Consider the following 18,443-nt stretch of genomic DNA (forward strand, 5'->3'; position numbering starts at 1 on the left):
TATGCTTCCTTCATTTAAGTCTTCAAACATACTTCTTGGTCTTCTTTCAATATGGCTTTTTATTTTGTCTATGATTCGACCAATGTCAGTACCAGATGAAGGTCGTTATGCAGATATTAGCCGTCGTATGATGGAAACAGGAGACTGGTTAATTCCTCGGCTCAATGATTTACCATTTATGCATAAGCCTCCTCTCTTACACTGGTTAACTGCAGCTTTAATGGAAGTGTTTGGACCTCATTTATGGGTTGCTCGTCTTGTTCCAACGTTATCCGCTATTCTTTTTATGTATGGTCTTTTTATATTCACTAAAAAGTATATCCATGAAGGTATTGCACAAATAGCTGTAGGTATTTTTGCAACCAATCTACTGATCTTTGGCAGTGCACAATATGTTAATCATGACTTACTCGTTGCTACATGGATTAGCCTGACTGTTTTTTGTTTTGTAGACTTTATTCTTTCAGGTAAAAAAACTATTCTTTATTTAGGGTATATTTTTTGTGCTTTGGGCTTTTTAAGTAAAGGACTGATTGGTATTCTTATTCCAGGTATGATTATTTTACCTTGGATGTTGATGCTTAAAGAATATAGAAAGATTCTTACTGTACTTCACCCATTTGGTTTGATTCTTTTTGCATGCATTGCCCTACCATGGGTCATTAATGTACAAATTAATTATAATAATTTTTTAAATTACTTTTTTATAGAACAGCAGTTTAGCCGTTTTAACTCAGGTGAATTTAATAACAAGCAACCTTGGTTCTTTTACGCACTCATTGTATTTGTGAGTTTCGTTCCTTCACTGCTTATTAATGGTTTTAAACTACCTAAAGTCGCTTTAAACTCTATTCCACGACCTATCTTAATTTTATGCATATGGTGGAGTATTTCTGTTCTTACCTTCTTTTCAATTCCACCGTCTAAATTGGCAGGTTATATTCTTCCTGTAATTGCACCACTTATCATTCTAATCGCTACCTTTACTTTTTATAATACTCATCAGATAAAAAGTAAACTACAGGTCTATGCAGTTCCAATACTTCTTTTTTTCAGTATAAGTGGCCTTGCCCTTACCCCTATATTTAAAAAAAATAATCCTTTTATTCAAAACCAACAATGGGCGATATGGATTACTACCACTGCCCTTATTTGTGTTTTAAGTATACTAATTATACTATACAAAAATAGAAGGCTCACTTTCTTAAATTATAGTTTAGATGCCTTACTTTTATTGTGTACGACCATTACTTTTGCCGTAAACTTTTTAGATATAAAGTCAAATCGTGATCAAATTGGTTTTGCACCAATAATTCGAGCAGAGAGTAAAATTGTTTTTTATCAGTTCTACTTTTATGATTTACCTTTCTTACTCGACTTAAAATCTCCTGTATATGTTGTAAATAGATGGAAGGACATTAATACAGACAGCTCAGCTTTAGAGCTAAAAGATGGGTTACGCTTTGCACCTGAAAAAGAAAAATACTTATGGAATGACTCAGAGTTTCAAAAGCAACTAGATACACAGCAAAAACTCACCGTATTTGCAAAATCAGGTAGCCTCAATCTTTCTTCAAGCAAATATTCATACCGTATTCTGCATTTTAGAAACTACGATATTTATCTCTTCAATCAATAAGTACATCTAACAATAGGCATTAAAAATTACGCTATTTTTCAACAAAACATCATTTCTATTTTATTTTAAAATTTATATGATAATGAATAAATTCATATGAAAGAGAATATCTCATGCAACAAGCATTGTTCGGAGGCGGTTGTTTTTGGTGTATCGAAGCCGTTATACGTGAGCTAAAAGGTGTAACTAAAGTAGAAAATGGATATGCAGGTGGAATAACAACAAATCCAACCTACGAGTCTGTATGTGAAGGTACAACTGAACATGCTGAGGTTGTTTATGTAGAATATGATGAGAGCCAAATCACCTACCAAGATTTACTCAATGTATTCTTTGGTATGCATGATCCGACAACACTTAATCGTCAAGGTAATGATATTGGTACACAATATCGTTCAGTTATTTTCTATTATAACCACGAACAAAAACAGACTGCTGAAGAAATGATAAACACATTAAAAGCAGATGGTATTGATATAGTTACACAACTAGAAAAAGTGCCTACTTTTTATCGAGCTGAAGAATATCATCAAAATTTTTATGCAAAAAATCCCGAGCAAGGCTACTGTAATTTTTCCATTCCACCAAAACTTTTAAAACTTCGTAAAAAATTCCAAAATCTAATGAAGTAAAAAAAAAGACTGGTTAAAACCAGTCTTTTTTTATTTAATTTTCACTTACAAAGGAAATATCACTCAATCCTGCTTCGCTCGCACGTGACATGACTTGCGCTACAGTATCATAACGAGATTCTTTATCCGCACGAAGCTGTACAGTTGGTTTTTGTTCTGCTGTACCTGCCTCATGAAATCGTTTCGCTAACTCATCTAATGAGATCATTTGGTCATTCCAAGCGACCTGCCCCTTAGCATCAATACTTACTGTAATTGCTTTGGGTGGCGGAGTCGTTATTTCCGCTGTCGTTTTGGGTAAAGTCAGCGGAATTGATGGATTCGCAACAGTTGCAGTTACTAAGAAAATGATCATCAATACCAGCATAATATCAATCAATGGAATGAGGTTCATCTCATTCATGCCAGAATCTTGATCTTCACCCAATTGAAAGCCCATTATGCATGACCTCCAGTATGTTTTTGAGGATTATTCTCTGAAGATAACATAGCGTCAATGAGTAAGTGATGCGCTTTGTCTTGTAAACCATGTGCAAGAGAACGGTTTGCACGTAAACAGATGTTGTATGCAAGTACCGCAGGAATTGCAACTGCAAGGCCTAACCCTGTCATAATGAGTGATTCACCTACAGGCGTTGCAACTTGTGCAAGCCCAGCCTGACCACTGCTACCTACAGCAACCAATGCATGGAAAATTCCCCAAACCGTACCAAACAAACCAACGAATGGCGCAAGAGATGCGATTGTTCCTAACACAGGAACACCCTTTTCTGCTACAGATTTTTGCTCTGAAATCTCACGTAACAACGCCTGTTCAGCAACCGCTTTACGCTGATCTAAATCTAAATGCGTAAACTTTGTTTTAAATGCTGCCAGAGATTGCTCTAGTTTATCAAAAGCATGTTGTTTAAGTTGGCGCGTGCCCATCAAACGTACAATAAATAATGTCCATGTAATGATAGACATTGCAATAAGAATAAAATAAAGCGTTTTACTTACTGCATCTGCACTCTGCCAGTAAACTGAAAAGTTCATTATTAGATTTCCTGATTTTAAATTAGCCGTAATTTTAAATTAAGTTAAGTCAAATGGTTGTTGTGCTTTAATTGGGTAAGCAACACCATTTTCCATGTATGGTTTAAATTTCGCACCACGTACAGCACGTAAGATTTTCTCATCTAGTGCAGGTAAGCCACTACTTTTGACAATCGTCACATTGACGATCTTCCCTTTTTCATCGGCCTGAATGAGTACAACTATCGATCTCGGAGAACCTTTTAAGTCACTCTGTTCATAAGATGGCTTCGGAGAGCGACTCCATTGCACACCGTTACCACCAATTGCAACATCTTTAGCTGTTTTCTCGGCAGGCTCAGCAGGTGCTTGAGGTGCAGGCGCTGGCTCAGGTTTTGGTGCAGGAGTTGGTGCAGGTTCAGGCTGTGGTTTAGTTTCTACATGTGAAATTACAGGGGGAACAGGCGTAGGTTGAGGTTTTTCTACCTGTTGTACTACCTTTTTCGGTTCTTCTTTTTTCACATGTTGAATTTTTTCCACTTTTTTAGGTGGTGGCGGTGGATCTTTAACAATTTTAACTTCTTTCACTTCTTTCTTCGGTTTAGGTTTTTCCTTTGGCTCAGGCGGAAGTGGTTTCGGTGGTTGCTGTATCTTAACGAAGTGAACTTGCATTGGATCTTTATGAATTGGCTTTAACTCAGCGGGTTTCATCTGACTTAGAGCCAATAAAACACCAATGTGCCCTATAACTACTGCTGTAATAGCAATAATCACTTTTTTCTTCATATTATTAGGAGGAGGATTCGCATTTAGTACGGAAGAATGACTCATAGCACAATGATGACCTGTGGCATACAATACGGTTTATACAGATATAAAGTATTGTACGTTTCGAATTAAATAGTGATTCTCAATATAATAAATGAGAATAGTTTTTATTTGCAACCTCTTTTAAGAAATCTATTTCTTCTCAAAAAGTTACACCAATTTATAAAATTTAGTAAAATGTGTAGTTATAACATAACAAAAATAGTCGTATTTTTATAGAGTTATCCTAAATAATTTTCAATTGCATTTAAACATATCTTATAGAAATACCACATTTAAATGCATTGAAATATTTATTTATTCAACATATTACTTATGTTTTTAAATCTTGTTGATGATCAACCAAAGTTTCATCATCATTTTTAGTAAATCGATCCACTACAACACTAATCATCATATCGCCTTGCACATTCACTACCGTACGTACGGTATCTAAAATACGATCGATAGGTAATAAAATTGCAATCGCTTCTGCAGGCAATCCCACAGATTGCAGAACCATAATCATGGTAACCATACCTGCACTTGGAATACCGGGTGCACCTAAAGAGGAAATCATGGCAGTTAAACAAACAATAAGTTGCTGCCCTAGACTTAAATCTAATCCAATAAGATTTGCAATAAATAATGCAGCTGCAGCCTCATATAAGGCTGTACCATCCATATTTAGATGAGAACCTAATGGAATAACAAAACCAGAGATTTGTGGACGTACCCCAAGATTTTCTTGTACACACTTCATACTTAAAGGCATCGTTGCAGAACTTGAGCTTGTTGCAAATGCTGTAATCAGCGCAAGTCTTGTACCTTTAAAGAACTTTAACGGCGACATTTTTCCAAAAATCCAAAGTAAGGTTGGCAAAACCACCAGACCATGGAAAATTGTTGTCCCTGTCACAACAGTGGCAAACTCTGCAAGACGACTTAGTACTGTTAGGTCTTCTTTTGCAATAAGTTTTGCCATCAATGCAAAAATACCAATAGGGGCAAGTTTCATGACCCACGATACCAGCATCATCACAAGATGAAAAAACTCTTCGTTCACCTCTCTAATTCTTTGAAAGCGCTGACCACCGTAAACCAATGCCAAGCCAATCAGCATTGCAAACACAACAACAGCTAAAACATTTCCTTCACTAAATGCTTGAAATGGATTAATTAATGTATGTTGAATAAAATTCGTAATAAAAGAAGAAGCGTCTAAATGAGGTGCAGAAGAATGATATTGATCCATAGAATTTTTGAACAAAGCAATATCGACACCTTTTCCTACTTCGAAGAAATGTGCACATCCTAAACCTAGCAAAAGGGAAAGGCTTACTGTTGTAAAACTACATAACAACGTGACTTTCCAAACTTTCCCAAGTTGTTGACCAGATTCTAAACTTGCAACGCCTACCACAATAGAGGTAAAAATTAATGGCACTAAAAGCATTTTTAGAAAGCCAATAAATATACTGCTTAGAATGCTTAAACCATATACACCACTTGTAAAGAAGCTGGTGTCTGGGTATAAACGCAATACAAAACCAAGGCAGATACCTAGTATTGCCGCAATAAAAATTTGAGTATTTAAGCTCATCTTTATCCATTTTGTCTTTTTCTTATCGGCCATCATACGACATGCTCAACATTTTCTATTTCTTTTTTTTACATAAGTATATAAAAGCCACATAGAAGTGGCTTATTTCAAGAGGTTTATTGTATATCGCTTTCGCGGAGTCGCATTAAACCTTCTTGTGTACTACTACAAACCAATTGCCCGTTCTGCCACATATAGCCATAGTTCAAACCTCTAGAATTCGATGTAATGGTGGCTTCCATATCGTAAAGCATCCATTCATCTGCACGTACAGGTTTATGAAAATAAAGACTGTGGTCAATACTTGCACACTGCAAATGTGGTGACAAATAGCTTAAACCATGAGGACGTAATGCTGTAGTCATTAATGTAAAGTCTGAATAAAATGCAATAATAGCCTGATGTAGACCAATAGTATCTTGTTCATCTTTTAGCTTTTCATGCGTTTTGACATAGTGAGCATAAAATGGAGGTTCAGGCTGAGGGTTAAAAAAATTTCTGACATCGTGAATGGGTCTAAGTTCAATATGTCGCTCTTTCATAAAGCTGTCTTGTAAACTCTTTGGAATAAATCGAACTAAACTTTCTTTTAATTGTTGTTCAGTCTGTAAATCATTTGGTGCAGGATAATTGGGTGCTTCTTTTTGAAATTCTAAACCTTGCTCTGGTACGGCGAATGAAATCATTGCCGTAAAAATCATACGCCCATTTTGAATTGCCCGTACTTGTCTACTTACAAAGCTTTTTCCATCTCTTAAACGATCAACTTCATAAATAATAGGTGCATTAATATCACCTCCAAATAAAAAGTATGCATGCAATGAATGTGCAGGTCGATCTGTTGTATACGATGCCGCACGTAAAGCCTGTCCTAATATTTGACCACCAAATACACGTTTACCTACAATATTACGGCTCTGCCCACGATAAATATTTTCATCTAACTTTTCTAAAGTGAGTAATTCAACGAGCTCTTGAGTCAGTTTTGTCATCATTAACCTTAATTTTATATAGAATATTTGAAAGACAATATGGCATTGCTATGATCATTTTTCGTTATTTTGCCACAAATAAGGACTTGTTATTGAGATATTTACCCATATCAAATGGCCTAAATCATCGTTTTACTGAATAAAAACTGCTTTTTTCAACTTTAGTTGTCCTAAAATGCCAATTTTTGGTTAAAATTGCACATCCGAATTTTCTATACGATAAAATTCGTCACTTTAAAATATAGCTGTCACCAAGTGGCGTTTTAACTAGGAGTCTTTATGTCCAAGAATAGCTTTGGTCAGGTCTATCGCAGATTATCAAGTAAAGTACTTGATCTTGTGGTGAAGCCACGTGTTCTTGGCGAAGTTCCATTAAAAAAATCAGTCGAAACAGTGGTAGATCAACAGCCATCTGCACATGCTGTATGCTATGTTTTGCAAACCTACTCTCGTAGCAATGCACTTGTTATTGATGGCGAAACACGTCGCTTAGGTTTGCATCCAGCTTTAGAACCCTTAGAAATTAACGAATTTAGTGAGAAAACCTCTGTATTTTTCTTACAACAAAAAGAAACAAGCTATGCAACAGAAAGTAAGCATTCTCTCCCACCAAAGCTTGTTCATTTTGTCGAATTCTTAGAAAAAAACCCAGAAGCAGATATTCAGCTTATTCCTGTCACGGTATTATGGGGACGTGCACCAGATAAAGAGGACTCTTTACTTAAGCTTTTATTTACAGATACATGGGCAACCCCAAGTAAATTTAAGCAACTGGTCAATATTGGTGTCCACGGTCGTCAATCATTCTTAGAGTTTCATCCAGAACAGTCACTCAGAACACTTATTCAAACAGCAAAAGAACAAAATACAAATCTAGCACCAAGTACCTATATTCTTAATCACCTAAACCAATATTTAGATCGTCAGCGTGAAGCTGTTCTAGGGCCAGATTTATCGGATCGTCGTAATGTTATTCAATCCATTATTAAATCGACCAATATTCAAGATGCAATTCGTCGTGAAAGCTTAAGAAGTAAAATTAGTTTATTTGAAGCAGAAAGACGCGCAGTTGGATATATCAATGAAATCGTTTCGGACTACTCTTACTCTACAGTACGTTTTGCTGATATGGCACTCACGCGTCTATGGACACAACTCTATGACGGCGTAGAAGTACATAATTTTAATACTGTACGTGAACTTGCTAAAGATTATGAGGTGGTCTATACCCCGTGTCATCGTAGTCATATCGACTATCTACTTCTTTCTTATATTATTCATCGACGCGGTTTAATGGTGCCATATATTGCTGCGGGCGATAATTTAAATCTACCTTTAGTCGGACAATTTCTTCGTGGTGGTGGTGCATTTTTTATTCGTCGCTCTTTCCGTGGCAATGGTCTTTATACATCTGTATTTAAAGAATATTTATATAACATTGTTTCAAGAAATACACCCTTAGAATACTTTATCGAAGGTGGTCGCTCACGTACAGGACGTTTATTACCACCAAAAACAGGTATGCTTGCCATGACTGTGCATAGCCACTTGCGCAATAAAGGCAAAAATAAACCAATTGTATTTATTCCTACCTATATTGGTTATGAGCGCCTCATGGAAGGTTCTACCTATATTGGTGAATTGCAAGGAAACCCTAAAGAAGCTGAATCTATTTTAGGTTTAGTTAAAACGCTTCGTAAAATTGAGCGTATTTTTGGTAAAGTTCACTTAAACTTTGGTGAACCTGTTTTTTTAGATGACGTACTCAAAGCCCATAAAGCCGATGAAATTACAATTGCAAAGAATGATGACCCTATTCCACCTGAGGTTTCAACAGCAATTACAAGCTCAGCATATGAAATCTTAGAAAAAATTAATAATGCAGCCGTAATCAATCCAGTTTCTCTTATTTCCCTTATTCTACTTGCAACAGAAAAACATACACTTGATGAAGAGCTATTTATTAAACAGCTCGATACGTACCGTAACTTAGCAACTCAATTGCCTTATGATACTCGTACAGAAGTGACTTCACTTTCAGGCAAAGAAATTATTCGTCATGGTATTAAGTTAAAGTTACTTAAACGTGTGCAACATGCGCTTGGCGACATTATTGCAATTGAAGACAACCAAGCTGTATTACTCACGTACTTCCGAAATAACATTTTACATGCGTTCATTTTGCCATCGCTCATTGCATCATTGGTTGAACTAAATGGAAAAATTGGTCGTAAAGACTTAGTAAACGTCATTAGTATGCTCTACCCTTTCTTAAAAGCTGAATTATTTATGAAATGGGAAGGTGATACGCTTAAACCTGCGATTGAGCAATATATCGATGCCCTTACTGATGCTCAACTTATTATCAATGAAGACAATGTGCTCTACAGTCCACAACCAAACACCATTGCACATAATCAACTTGTCATTTTAGGCGCGTCTGTTAAACAAAGCCTAGAACGCTACTACATGACATTGGCTATTATTACGCAACGTGGTTCAGGTAACATTTCAGCCAAACAGGCTGAAGATTTGAGTTACCTGCTTGGTCAACGTTTCTCAGTATTATATGAATACAACTCACCTGAATTCTTTGACAAATCACTTTTCCAAGGCTTCTTAAAAGTTCTGAGCCAAAAAGACTATATTCGCACCAATGAAAAAGGCTTCATTGAGTTTGATGAATATCTAACTAATGTCGCTCAATATGCCAACCTTGTTCTTGATGATGTCACATTACAAATGCTTCAGCACATTACACAATTTAGCGATGAAGAGTTAAAAGAAGCACTTGATGCTTTAGCCGCGCAAAATGCAAAAAGGCGCTTAAAGCGTAAAGCCAAAAAATAATTGGCTTTTACTAGAAATATGAAAATAGGTATGCATAGACATACCTATTTTTTTAATAAATGCTCATAATCCTGAAAAAAATCTTGATGTGAAAGCTTAAAGCCTGAGGCCTGCAATGCGGTCGCATAGATTTTTTTACCTGACACATGATTAGGTTCGTACTTAAGTAAGGGTAAGTTCAGTTGCTTTTGAAACCATTGGATTACCTCATGTAAAGGGTATGGTTTTGAATTGCTAACAATATAGCTACTTTCTACACATTCTTTTGTTGCTAAAAAAACTAAAAAACTCGCCAAATCGTCAATATGAATACGATTGCTCCAATGACACTTGCTATAGCTTGTTGTTTTATTTGCTAAAGCAATCATACGCGCAACACTTTCACCGTAAATTCCAGAAGGGCGAACAATAATGGCCTCTTTAGGATACACACTTTGATAAAGCTGTTCCATTGTTTGTAGCAACTTGCCTTGTTCATCATTAGGTTGAAGATGTGTTAAATCACTTACTTCTTGCCCTTCATCTGCACCATACACACGTGTTGAAGAAACAATAAAAATCCTTTTAATAGTATGCATCTGTAAAGCTTTTACGATAGGCGCGACTGTATCAACATAAGTCTGCCGATATCCTTCAATACTACTTTCTTTAGGACTAAGTAAAACATATGCCAGATCAATCGGCTTTAAACCATTTAAATCGAGTGCTTTAACATCTTGCTGTAGATGACAAATCTCTGTATCTGTCTTGTTTGTCGTGCTTATGGCTGTAATTTGATGGCCTTGTGCAAATAATTGTTTTGCAATACGCTTCGATGTTTTACCATAACCAATAAATAAAATATGCATGCTATTACCTGAGTTGAAATGGCTTTAATTCATGAAATCAAAGGCATTGGTCGTGCTGCCAGTGTGTTACTCGAAAAACTTCATATTTTTACGACAGATGATCTGTTATTTCATCTGCCTCGAGACTATGAAGATCGTACGACTATTGTACCTATGAATCAAATTCATGTAGGTCGAAGCTATTTGCTTGAAGGGGAAGTTCAATCTGTCGATTTTCCCCCAGGCAAACGAAAATCTATGGCTGTGTCACTTGCTGATTCATCTGGAAAAGTAACTCTACGCTTTTATCATATCTACAAATCACTAATAGATCGATTACAACCACATCAACGCGTGCGTATTTTTGGAGAGGTTCGTCTTGGTGCTCGTGGCTTAGAGCTTTATCACCCAGAAATACAAAAAGCTGACCATTATGAGCCACCACAAAATATTCGTCTTACTGCTATTTATCCAAGTACAGATGGTTTAACTCAGCCCAAACTTAGAGAATATATTCAGCAAGCTCGAGCATACCATAGCCACCAGCTTCCCGAGTTATTGCCTTCCAAATTTACCCACAACTATTCACTTAAAGATGCACTTGACTACATTCATGAACCACCTTTAAGTGCCAATATGCAACAACTTACGCAAGGTACTCATCCTGCACAACAAAGACTTATCTTTGAAGAATTAGTCGCACATCAAGTTAGCTTACTCACACGACGTGCATATATTCAACATATTCAAGCACCTTGTTTTGACGAAAGTATCAATTTAGCACCTCAACTTTTGTCAGCTTTACCTTTCCAACTCACAGGCGCACAGCAACGTGTGTCTAAAGAAATACTTCAAGACCTTTCAAAGAACAAACCGATGCTACGTCTTGTACAAGGTGATGTCGGTGCAGGAAAAACACTTGTAGCCGCAATCGCTGCATGCCATGCTTTAGAGTCTCATTGGCAAATTGCACTTATGGCACCCACTGAAATTTTAGCAGAACAACACTACCTTAATTTTCAGAAATGGTTTGAACCTTTAGGTAAGAAAGTCGCATGGCTTTCAGGTAAACAAAAGGGTAGGAAACGTTCAACCACAGAAGAAAGTATTGCCAATGGCGAAGCACATATCATTGTCGGTACACATGCTATATTTCAAGAAAGTGTCCAGTTTGCACAATTAGGTTTAGTTATTATCGATGAGCAACATCGTTTTGGCGTAAACCAACGCCTCGCCCTAAGAGACAAAGGTTATGCAGGCACAACACCACATCAATTGGTCATGACTGCGACACCAATCCCTCGTACACTTGCGATGAGTGCTTATGGTGACTTAGATACATCTATTATTGATGAATTACCACCCGGACGTACCCCCATTCAAACCGTGACCATTCCTCTCGAACGACGCGAAGAAGTCTTACAACGTATTGCAAACAATTGCTTATCAGGTAAACAAGCTTATTGGGTCTGTACTCTTGTTGAACAATCTGAAACGCTAGATGCTCAAGCTGCAGAAGCAACGTATGCAGAGATTCAAGAAAAATTCCCACAGCTTGCAATTGGTTTAGTTCATGGAAAAATGAAAGCTTCAGAGAAACAAAATGTCATGCAAGCTTTTAAAAACAATGAATTGCAACTTCTTATTGCCACCACGGTCATTGAAGTCGGTGTAGATGTACCCAACTCAACCATTATGGTTATTGAAAATGCGGAAAGACTCGGCCTTTCTCAATTACACCAATTGCGTGGCCGTGTAGGCCGTGGTGCTCAAGCAAGCTTTTGTGCATTACTCTATAAAACACCACTCTCTCAAAATGGACATGAGCGTTTATCTATTTTAAGAGAAAGTAATGATGGGTTCGTGATTGCAGAAAAAGATCTAGAAATTCGCGGGCCGGGAGAACTTCTTGGTACAAAACAAACAGGTGATATGGGGTTTCGTGTCGCCAATTTAGAAAGAGATGGACATCTTCTTCATCAAGCACATTATGTTGCGCAAGAAATTATTAAAAACGAAAAGGACAAAGCAGAAGCCTTGCTGAACCGTTGGCTTCCACACGCACCAAGATATGCTTATGTTTAACTTGCTCAATCGCCTCAAACCTTGCTCTCTCTGTGGTGAGTTCAATATCCATAATACGCAAAGTTTATGCATGGCCTGTTGGCAACAGCTAAAAATCAAACCAAGATATATTCAAAAGCAAGAAGTATCCGTTCTTATTGCTGCATCCTACCAATTTCCACTCAATCGAGTTATTCAGAAGTTCAAGTACAATCAGGAACTCCAGTATATCGATATATTTAAACAAATTTGCAGCGAAATAAACCTATCTCAAGACTTTCAGGCGATTGTTCCAATGCCTATTTCAACATCACGTTTACATCAAAGGGGTTACAACCAAGCCCATTTAATTGCAAAGCATCTATCTCAAAAATATAATATTCCCCTTTGGACACCCATAAAAAGAAAACATGAGCATAGTCAAAAAGGCCTTTCTCGCGTAGAACGGCTAACACATATTGAAGATCAATTTGAAATTGCACCCTCTAGTCCGCTACGCTATAGAAAAGTTCTCATTGTTGATGATGTCATCACGACAGGTAGTTCAATTTTTGCGCTCAAAAATAAGCTACATACATTAGGGTGTAATCATGTAGAGGCTTTTTGCATTGCAGCTGCCTAAATAACTTATTGTACGCCCCATTTTGGTTCGGGAGCTTGATAGTTTTCAAACTTTTCTAAAATCTCTTCAATAGACTCTGAATGAAACAAATGATCTGCAAATCGTGCTTGTGTAAAGCCTGTATCTACAGTTTTAGAAATCATGTCCAATAGTGGTGTATAAAAGTCGTTAATATTTAAAAAAGCACATGGTTTTAAGTGGATGCCTAATTGTGCCCATGTCCATTGTTCAAATATTTCTTCTAATGTTCCAGCTCCACCGGGTAAAGCAATAAAGCCATCGGCAAGTTCTGCCATTTTTGCTTTACGCTCATGCATCGTACTCACTATATGTAACTCTGTAAGTTGAGGATGCGCAAGCTCTCGATCAACCAATGTTGTAGGGATTACGCCAATCACCTTACCACCAGCCTGTAATGTACTATCAGCGATAACACCCATTAAACCTGTTCTACCGCCCCCGTAAATCACCGTCTTACCCTGCTCTGCCAAATATTGGCCAACTTTTTGTGCATGCTCGACAAATATCGGGTTATTTCCTGCCTTAGAACCACAAAAAATTGCTACTGTATTCATACTATTGTCCTTTTTTTTAATCATAATGTCCCTAATATAGTCTAAAATACTTTTTTTTATTAAAAAACGAAAGTTAGTCGTGTTTTTAATGTACAGCTTCTCTAAAATACACACATTGTTTTAACCCTGTCCGACCTAAGGGAGAAAGACTTCAATGCTCGAAGCTTTTTATGCTACAACACGTGGCAGTTTAGAAGATGCAACCATTAATGGTGGTTTCGACTTACATCAAGACTTAGTTTGGATTGACTTAATTGCACCCTCACAAGAGGAACAGCAATGGGTTATTGATGCCTATCATCAAAACTTACCTACACTTAAATCACTAGAGGATATTTCTTCATCTGCACGTTTTTATAGAGATGACGATGGTATCTTACATATTAGTACCTACTTCCTCACAAAAAATAAGAATTACCAAGCCGATAGTGAACATGAAGATGAAAGCATGCTAGCCACTGTTCAAACAGTTGCTTTCATTTTAAAAAAAGACAGATTAATCACTCTACGTGGTGAAAAACTTTTGGCTTTTCGCGCTTTTCGTTCGCGTGCACGTAGAAATGACTATGATATTAACTACCAAGATCCTATTTGGACTTTGTTGGGTTTATTCGAAGCAAAACTTGATGAACTCGCAGACATTCTAGAAGACATTCATAAAGACCTAGAAAAATACTCTACCGAAGTACTTAACAATCATAATCGAGAGAATAACCTCGATCTCGATGACATGATTACACGTCTAGCACAACAAGAAGATATGCTCGGTAAAGCACAGCTTTGTTTAATTGATTTACGTCGTCTACTCAGCTTCTTATCACGCCCTCGTGCATTAGGTAGTCATATTTATGATGCAGAAATTCGCGAAATGAGTGAAGATGTTCGCTCTTTAATTGAACACAATGCATTTTTATTTCAAAAAGTCCATTTTCTCATGGATACAACCTCAGGCTTTATTAATACTGAACAAAACGATACGATCCGTCGCTTCTCTATTTTACCAAGTATGCTTGCGCCACCCATGCTCATTTCAAGCGTATATGGGATGAATATTGAAGAGTTACCTTATGCACATAGCCCTGTTAGTTTAATTATCGTAGGTAGTTTCTTAGGTGCATCTTTTATTGGTCCATACTTTTATTTTAAATGGAAAAAATGGATTTAAAAAAAAGCATCTTTACAGATGCTTTTTTATTTAGCTTACCATCTGAAGTTCTTTTTCAAGATGGCACGATTGAATAATCTTGAGCATTTTATCTGGAACAGCCTTAAAAATGAGTCCATTTAACTCAGGTGTATGGCGTAACCACTGCACAAATACCGCAAGCGCTAAAGTATTTCCATGTTCTAACTGAGATAAATCAACAAAAATTTTATCTTGTTTATTTTGCAATATTAAAGATAACCCTTGCTGATATACAGTTTCTGCATTTTTAAAGTCTATTGTACCAACCAATATTAAATTCTGCTGTTTAAACTGTATATCCATTGGGCTTATTCCTTTGAAATTATTTGCTTGTTGCTGCATTAGCATCTGGTTTAAACGTTGCAATGGCTTTATCTAGATTGCCACCATTACGCTGTACCGTAGAAGCGAATTGATTTCTAAACTGTAAACCCAAATCAATCCCGGCAACATTCATATTACGAATTTTCCATTGAGAACCATGGTCTGCCAATTGGAATGCTACTGGTGTCTTTTGACCTTGACTAATAAAGTCTAATGTCACGACTTGATAAGCACCTGCAGATGGTTTATATGGACGAATAGCGTAACCCTGATTTGAATACTTCGCTAAAGCAGAACCATAATTTTGAATTAAACTTTGGCGTAAATTAGATTCAAATGCAGCACGTTGTTGAGGTGTACTACTTTGAGGAGACGCATATGTTCCCATAACAATACGTGTGAATGCTTGCGCATCAACATAAGGTTCTAAGTTCTGTTTTACAATTGCATTGATTGTTGCAGGATTGTTCAAATGATCATGCTCTGCTTTTAGCTTACCAATTAAACTGTCTGCTACTGTTTTAATAAAATCAGAAGGTGCCTGAGCAGGTGCAGCAATTGCTGAGCCTACCATTGTTGCTAGAACACCTGCCATCATTGTTTGTTTTAATGATGTTTTCATATGACGCTCCTACTTGAGGTTTATTCTGTAAATGATGGTTGAGTTGAGCTATTACTTTGAGTTGTACTTGAAGATTGAGATGTAGAAGATTTATTACCACTTCCCATACCTGTCACAAATTTGCTAATCAAATCTTCTAAATCCATTGTTCCTTGAGTATTGCTAATACTTGCACCACGCTTTAAGTAACTAATGCCACCGCCAGGTACAATTTTCAAATACTTCTCGCCCAATAATCCGTTCGTTGCTACCATAATATAAGCATCTGAATCTATATTTGTAATGGATTTCATATTGTCTAATAGTTGTTGTTCCATTACTTTTCGTTTCGCATCATCAGCTTGCTGATAATCATCGCTATATTTCAGCTCTTCTAAGGAATCTTTTTGAACAGTTTGTAACTCAGCAGGTGTAAATGTTGTTAACTTTCCATCCAAATCAAATGTTACTTTTGCTAATCTAGAAATTGGATCCAATGTAATTGAGTCAACACGTCCTATTGTTACACCACTCATGGTTACTTTAGCACGGGGTTTTAATCCATTTACATTATCAAATGTTGCTGACATTTGATAACCTGCGCTTAAATTATTTCCAGATAGTCCACTTACTTTCATTGCTAAAAAAAATAGTGCTGTACCGAAAATTATTACGAAAATTCCTACGGTCAACTCACTTGCACGTGATTTCATCAAACGCCTCCAAACATGACCGCAGTCAACACAAAATCAAAACCTAAAACACATAAAGATGAATAAACAACTGTTCTTGTTGTTGCAGTTGCAATACCTTCTGATGTTGGATTACAAGCATATCCTTGATAGACAGCAATCCATGTACAAATCACAGCAAAACAAACACTTTTTAAAATACCATTTATTACATCATGTCTAAATTGAACGGCACTTTGCATTCCACTCCAAAAAGACCCTTCATCCACACCTAAGAAATCTACACCCACCAGTTTGCCGCCAAAAATACCAATTGCCGCAAAAATGACCGTCAGCATAGGTAAACTAATAATACCTGCCCAAAGACGTGGAGAAACAATACGTTTTAAAGGATCGACACCTATCATTTCCATACTAGATAACTGTTCTGTGGCTTTCATCAAACCAATTTCAGCAGCTAAAGCAGATCCAGCACGGCCAGCAAATAAAAGTGCAGCTACTACAGGTGCTAGTTCTCTTAATAAAGTCAGTGCAACCATAGTACCGAGCATTGATTCACTACCAACATTAACAAGGATTGTATAACCTTGTAAGCCAATTACTAAACCAATAAATAATCCAGAAACAGCAACAATCAATAATGATAAGACACCGACTCTATACATTTGGTAAATAAATAATTTAAATCCTAAACGTGTAGGTAAAGAACAAATAATTTGTATCAATAAGATTGTCGCAATACCGATACCATGTACACTATCAATTACTCTTCTGCCTAATAAGGCTATCGCATTCATGTACCCACCTCGTGGTTTAGGTATTTTTTTTGGCTAAATTGAAAATCGACAGGACCTTCGACAGAGCCATTTAAAAACTGCTGAACAAATGCAGAATGATGTGTTCTTAGCTCTTCAGGTGTTCCCTCACCTTGGATTTTTCCATCCGCAACAATATAAACATAATCTGCTATAGACATCGTCTCATCTACATCATGCGACACAATAATCGTTGTTAAATCTAAAGCATCTCTTAAAGAGCGAATAAGCCTTGTGAGCACTCCCATGACAATAGGGTCTTGACCTGCAAAAGGCTCGTCATACATAATTAATTCAGGATCTAAAGCGATTGCTCTTGCTAAAGCCACTCGCCTATTCATACCACCTGATAATTCAGAGGGCATAAGAAACTCAGCTCCACTTAGGCCAACAGATTCTAACTTTAATGAAACAAGCTCACCAATAAGATTCTCAGGCAATTTCGTATGCGCACGTATTGGAAAGGCAATATTTTCATATACAGACATATCAGTGAATAAAGCACCACTTTGGAAGAGCATTCCCATTTTTGCACGAGCAGCAAAAAGTTCATGGCGACTCATTTTTGAAATATCTTTACCTTCTAATAGTATCATTCCCTTTTGTGGTATTAATTGACCACCTATAAGACGTAAAAGTGTCGTTTTCCCTGTACCAGAAGGTCCCATAATTGCAGTGACTTGACCTTTACGAATACAGAGATCGATATTGTCATAAATAACTCTCTCATTTCGGTTAAAGCTAAGACCTTTAACTTCAATAAAATTCTGAGTTTTTATGGCAGGAGTTTTTTTATCCATGATCAATGTTCACTTCTTACTTACCGCCATTCATTTAAGAGGATAGGTTAATCAAATAGTAGGAGGTTATCTATTTATTTCTCACTAGAAAATATTATAGTTTTGAAACTATAAAACATTATGTATAAATTATACGGAAATTATTAATTTGAATAAATATATGTTTATATTCTATAAGCAAAAAAAAGCCTCCTTGTGGAGGCTTTTTAGGAATTAGATGCTGGCGATGACTTACTCTCACATGGGTAACCCCACACTACCATCAGCGCTAAGAGGTTTCACTTCTGAGTTCGGGAAGGGATCAGGTGGTTCACTCTCGCTATTGTCGCCAGCATAACTTTTATGGAGAACATTGAGGTCTTAATTATTGCCTCTGTTCCACCAAATTTGGCATAACAGT

The 18,443-nt window shown here is 36.8% G+C and carries 18 protein-coding genes and 1 rRNA gene; 6 read left to right on the forward strand and 13 right to left on the reverse strand.

What is annotated here, in order from left to right; translation table 11 throughout:
- Position 1: 1 nt before the first annotated feature.
- Positions 2–1,639, forward strand: coding sequence for a glycosyltransferase family 39 protein (locus OZX61_RS09690; protein ID WP_277094678.1), 1,638 nt, complete (start codon positions 2–4; stop codon positions 1,637–1,639).
- A 113-nt stretch (positions 1,640–1,752) separates the two neighbouring features.
- Entirely contained in the window at positions 1,753–2,271 is a 519-nt protein-coding gene (msrA, locus tag OZX61_RS09695; RefSeq protein ID WP_277094679.1) for a peptide-methionine (S)-S-oxide reductase MsrA, read from the forward strand.
- A gap of 34 nt (positions 2,272–2,305) precedes the next feature.
- On the opposite strand, the gene OZX61_RS09700 is transcribed toward msrA, so the two are convergent.
- From OZX61_RS09700 to OZX61_RS09720, 5 genes are all read right to left on the reverse strand, one after another.
- Positions 2,306–2,710 (reverse strand): biopolymer transporter ExbD, encoded by a 405-nt coding sequence (locus tag OZX61_RS09700; RefSeq protein ID WP_195772100.1) that lies wholly within the window; start codon positions 2,708–2,710, stop codon positions 2,306–2,308.
- On the reverse strand, positions 2,710–3,306 hold the full coding sequence (locus OZX61_RS09705; RefSeq protein ID WP_277094680.1) for a MotA/TolQ/ExbB proton channel family protein: 597 nt from the start codon (positions 3,304–3,306) through the stop codon (positions 2,710–2,712). Before OZX61_RS09705 ends, OZX61_RS09700 begins: the two co-directional genes overlap by 1 nt.
- A 39-nt stretch (positions 3,307–3,345) precedes the next feature.
- Positions 3,346–4,116: an energy transducer TonB gene (locus OZX61_RS09710; protein ID WP_195772102.1), complete on the reverse strand. Its 771-nt coding sequence runs from the start codon at positions 4,114–4,116 to the stop codon at positions 3,346–3,348.
- Positions 4,117–4,426: 310 nt separating this feature from the next.
- Positions 4,427–5,695, reverse strand: coding sequence for a dicarboxylate/amino acid:cation symporter (locus OZX61_RS09715; protein ID WP_195772103.1), 1,269 nt, complete (start codon positions 5,693–5,695; stop codon positions 4,427–4,429).
- A gap of 116 nt (positions 5,696–5,811) precedes the next feature.
- A complete protein-coding gene (locus OZX61_RS09720) occupies positions 5,812–6,687 on the reverse strand; it encodes an acyl-CoA thioesterase II (RefSeq protein WP_195772104.1) in 876 nt (291 codons plus the stop codon).
- A 279-nt stretch (positions 6,688–6,966) separates the two neighbouring features.
- Between OZX61_RS09720 and plsB the strand changes: the two genes are divergently transcribed.
- Positions 6,967–9,537, forward strand: a complete 2,571-nt coding sequence (gene plsB, locus OZX61_RS09725; RefSeq protein WP_277094681.1) for a glycerol-3-phosphate 1-O-acyltransferase PlsB — start codon at positions 6,967–6,969, stop codon at positions 9,535–9,537.
- A 44-nt stretch (positions 9,538–9,581) separates the two neighbouring features.
- Here plsB and OZX61_RS09730 read toward each other — a convergent pair whose 3' ends face one another.
- Complete coding sequence (locus OZX61_RS09730; protein ID WP_277094682.1) at positions 9,582–10,385, reverse strand: NAD-dependent epimerase/dehydratase family protein; 804 nt, start codon at positions 10,383–10,385, stop codon at positions 9,582–9,584.
- A gap of 18 nt (positions 10,386–10,403) precedes the next feature.
- On the opposite strand from OZX61_RS09730, the gene recG reads away from it, so the two are divergent.
- Both recG and OZX61_RS09740 read left to right on the forward strand, forming a co-directional pair.
- Positions 10,404–12,449 (forward strand): ATP-dependent DNA helicase RecG, encoded by a 2,046-nt coding sequence (gene recG, locus OZX61_RS09735; RefSeq protein ID WP_277094683.1) that lies wholly within the window; start codon positions 10,404–10,406, stop codon positions 12,447–12,449.
- A gap of 70 nt (positions 12,450–12,519) precedes the next feature.
- Positions 12,520–13,050, forward strand: coding sequence for a phosphoribosyltransferase family protein (locus tag OZX61_RS09740; RefSeq protein WP_277094684.1), 531 nt, complete (start codon positions 12,520–12,522; stop codon positions 13,048–13,050).
- 5 nt (positions 13,051–13,055) lie between these two features.
- On the opposite strand, the gene OZX61_RS09745 is transcribed toward OZX61_RS09740, so the two are convergent.
- Positions 13,056–13,625: a TIGR00730 family Rossman fold protein gene (locus tag OZX61_RS09745; RefSeq protein WP_195772109.1), complete on the reverse strand. Its 570-nt coding sequence runs from the start codon at positions 13,623–13,625 to the stop codon at positions 13,056–13,058.
- 154 nt (positions 13,626–13,779) lie between these two features.
- On the opposite strand from OZX61_RS09745, the gene OZX61_RS09750 reads away from it, so the two are divergent.
- Positions 13,780–14,790, forward strand: a complete 1,011-nt coding sequence (locus OZX61_RS09750; protein ID WP_195772110.1) for a CorA family divalent cation transporter — start codon at positions 13,780–13,782, stop codon at positions 14,788–14,790.
- 30 nt (positions 14,791–14,820) lie between these two features.
- Here the strand turns inward: OZX61_RS09750 and OZX61_RS09755 are convergent, their stop codons facing one another.
- The 6 genes from OZX61_RS09755 to rrf form a co-directional block, all read right to left on the reverse strand.
- On the reverse strand, positions 14,821–15,114 hold the full coding sequence (locus OZX61_RS09755) for an STAS domain-containing protein (protein WP_195772111.1): 294 nt from the start codon (positions 15,112–15,114) through the stop codon (positions 14,821–14,823).
- Positions 15,115–15,133: 19 nt separating this feature from the next.
- Positions 15,134–15,757 (reverse strand): ABC transporter substrate-binding protein, encoded by a 624-nt coding sequence (locus OZX61_RS09760; RefSeq protein WP_195772112.1) that lies wholly within the window; start codon positions 15,755–15,757, stop codon positions 15,134–15,136.
- A 20-nt stretch (positions 15,758–15,777) separates the two neighbouring features.
- Entirely contained in the window at positions 15,778–16,449 is a 672-nt protein-coding gene (locus OZX61_RS09765) for an outer membrane lipid asymmetry maintenance protein MlaD (RefSeq protein ID WP_277094685.1), read from the reverse strand.
- Positions 16,449–17,225: a lipid asymmetry maintenance ABC transporter permease subunit MlaE gene (gene mlaE, locus OZX61_RS09770; protein WP_195772114.1), complete on the reverse strand. Its 777-nt coding sequence runs from the start codon at positions 17,223–17,225 to the stop codon at positions 16,449–16,451. The genes OZX61_RS09765 and mlaE overlap by 1 nt, the downstream gene beginning before the upstream one ends.
- A complete protein-coding gene (locus OZX61_RS09775) occupies positions 17,222–18,043 on the reverse strand; it encodes an ABC transporter ATP-binding protein (protein ID WP_277094686.1) in 822 nt (273 codons plus the stop codon). Before OZX61_RS09775 ends, mlaE begins: the two co-directional genes overlap by 4 nt.
- A 218-nt stretch (positions 18,044–18,261) precedes the next feature.
- Positions 18,262–18,376 (reverse strand): 5S ribosomal RNA (gene rrf / locus OZX61_RS09780).
- Between the last annotated feature and the right edge of the window lie 67 nt (positions 18,377–18,443).

It is taken from the genome of Acinetobacter sp. ESL0695 (genome assembly GCF_029392135.1).
Taxonomy (GTDB): Bacteria; Pseudomonadota; Gammaproteobacteria; order Pseudomonadales; family Moraxellaceae; genus Acinetobacter; species Acinetobacter pollinis.

Excerpts from the sequence above, each read along its gene's own strand:
- OZX61_RS09690 (WP_277094678.1), top strand. The coding sequence starts at position 2 with ATGCTTCCTTCATTTAAGTCTTCAAACATACTTCTTGGTCTTCTTTCA.
- OZX61_RS09730 (WP_277094682.1), bottom strand. The coding sequence starts at position 10,385 with ATGCATATTTTATTTATTGGTTATGGTAAAACATCGAAGCGTATTGCA.
- OZX61_RS09765 (WP_277094685.1), bottom strand. The coding sequence starts at position 16,449 with ATGAAATCACGTGCAAGTGAGTTGACCGTAGGAATTTTCGTAATAATT.
- OZX61_RS09750 (WP_195772110.1), top strand. The coding sequence starts at position 13,780 with ATGCTCGAAGCTTTTTATGCTACAACACGTGGCAGTTTAGAAGATGCA.
- OZX61_RS09745 (WP_195772109.1), bottom strand. The coding sequence starts at position 13,625 with ATGAATACAGTAGCAATTTTTTGTGGTTCTAAGGCAGGAAATAACCCG.
- OZX61_RS09720 (WP_195772104.1), bottom strand. The coding sequence starts at position 6,687 with ATGACAAAACTGACTCAAGAGCTCGTTGAATTACTCACTTTAGAAAAG.
- mlaE (WP_195772114.1), bottom strand. The coding sequence starts at position 17,225 with ATGAATGCGATAGCCTTATTAGGCAGAAGAGTAATTGATAGTGTACAT.
- OZX61_RS09755 (WP_195772111.1), bottom strand. The coding sequence starts at position 15,114 with ATGGATATACAGTTTAAACAGCAGAATTTAATATTGGTTGGTACAATA.
- recG (WP_277094683.1), top strand. The coding sequence starts at position 10,404 with ATGGCTTTAATTCATGAAATCAAAGGCATTGGTCGTGCTGCCAGTGTG.
- OZX61_RS09715 (WP_195772103.1), bottom strand. The coding sequence starts at position 5,695 with ATGAGCTTAAATACTCAAATTTTTATTGCGGCAATACTAGGTATCTGC.
- OZX61_RS09775 (WP_277094686.1), bottom strand. The coding sequence starts at position 18,043 with ATGGATAAAAAAACTCCTGCCATAAAAACTCAGAATTTTATTGAAGTT.
- OZX61_RS09760 (WP_195772112.1), bottom strand. The coding sequence starts at position 15,757 with ATGAAAACATCATTAAAACAAACAATGATGGCAGGTGTTCTAGCAACA.
- OZX61_RS09740 (WP_277094684.1), top strand. The coding sequence starts at position 12,520 with ATGGCCTGTTGGCAACAGCTAAAAATCAAACCAAGATATATTCAAAAG.
- OZX61_RS09710 (WP_195772102.1), bottom strand. The coding sequence starts at position 4,116 with ATGAGTCATTCTTCCGTACTAAATGCGAATCCTCCTCCTAATAATATG.
- plsB (WP_277094681.1), top strand. The coding sequence starts at position 6,967 with ATGTCCAAGAATAGCTTTGGTCAGGTCTATCGCAGATTATCAAGTAAA.
- msrA (WP_277094679.1), top strand. The coding sequence starts at position 1,753 with ATGCAACAAGCATTGTTCGGAGGCGGTTGTTTTTGGTGTATCGAAGCC.
- OZX61_RS09705 (WP_277094680.1), bottom strand. The coding sequence starts at position 3,306 with ATGAACTTTTCAGTTTACTGGCAGAGTGCAGATGCAGTAAGTAAAACG.
- OZX61_RS09700 (WP_195772100.1), bottom strand. The coding sequence starts at position 2,710 with ATGGGCTTTCAATTGGGTGAAGATCAAGATTCTGGCATGAATGAGATG.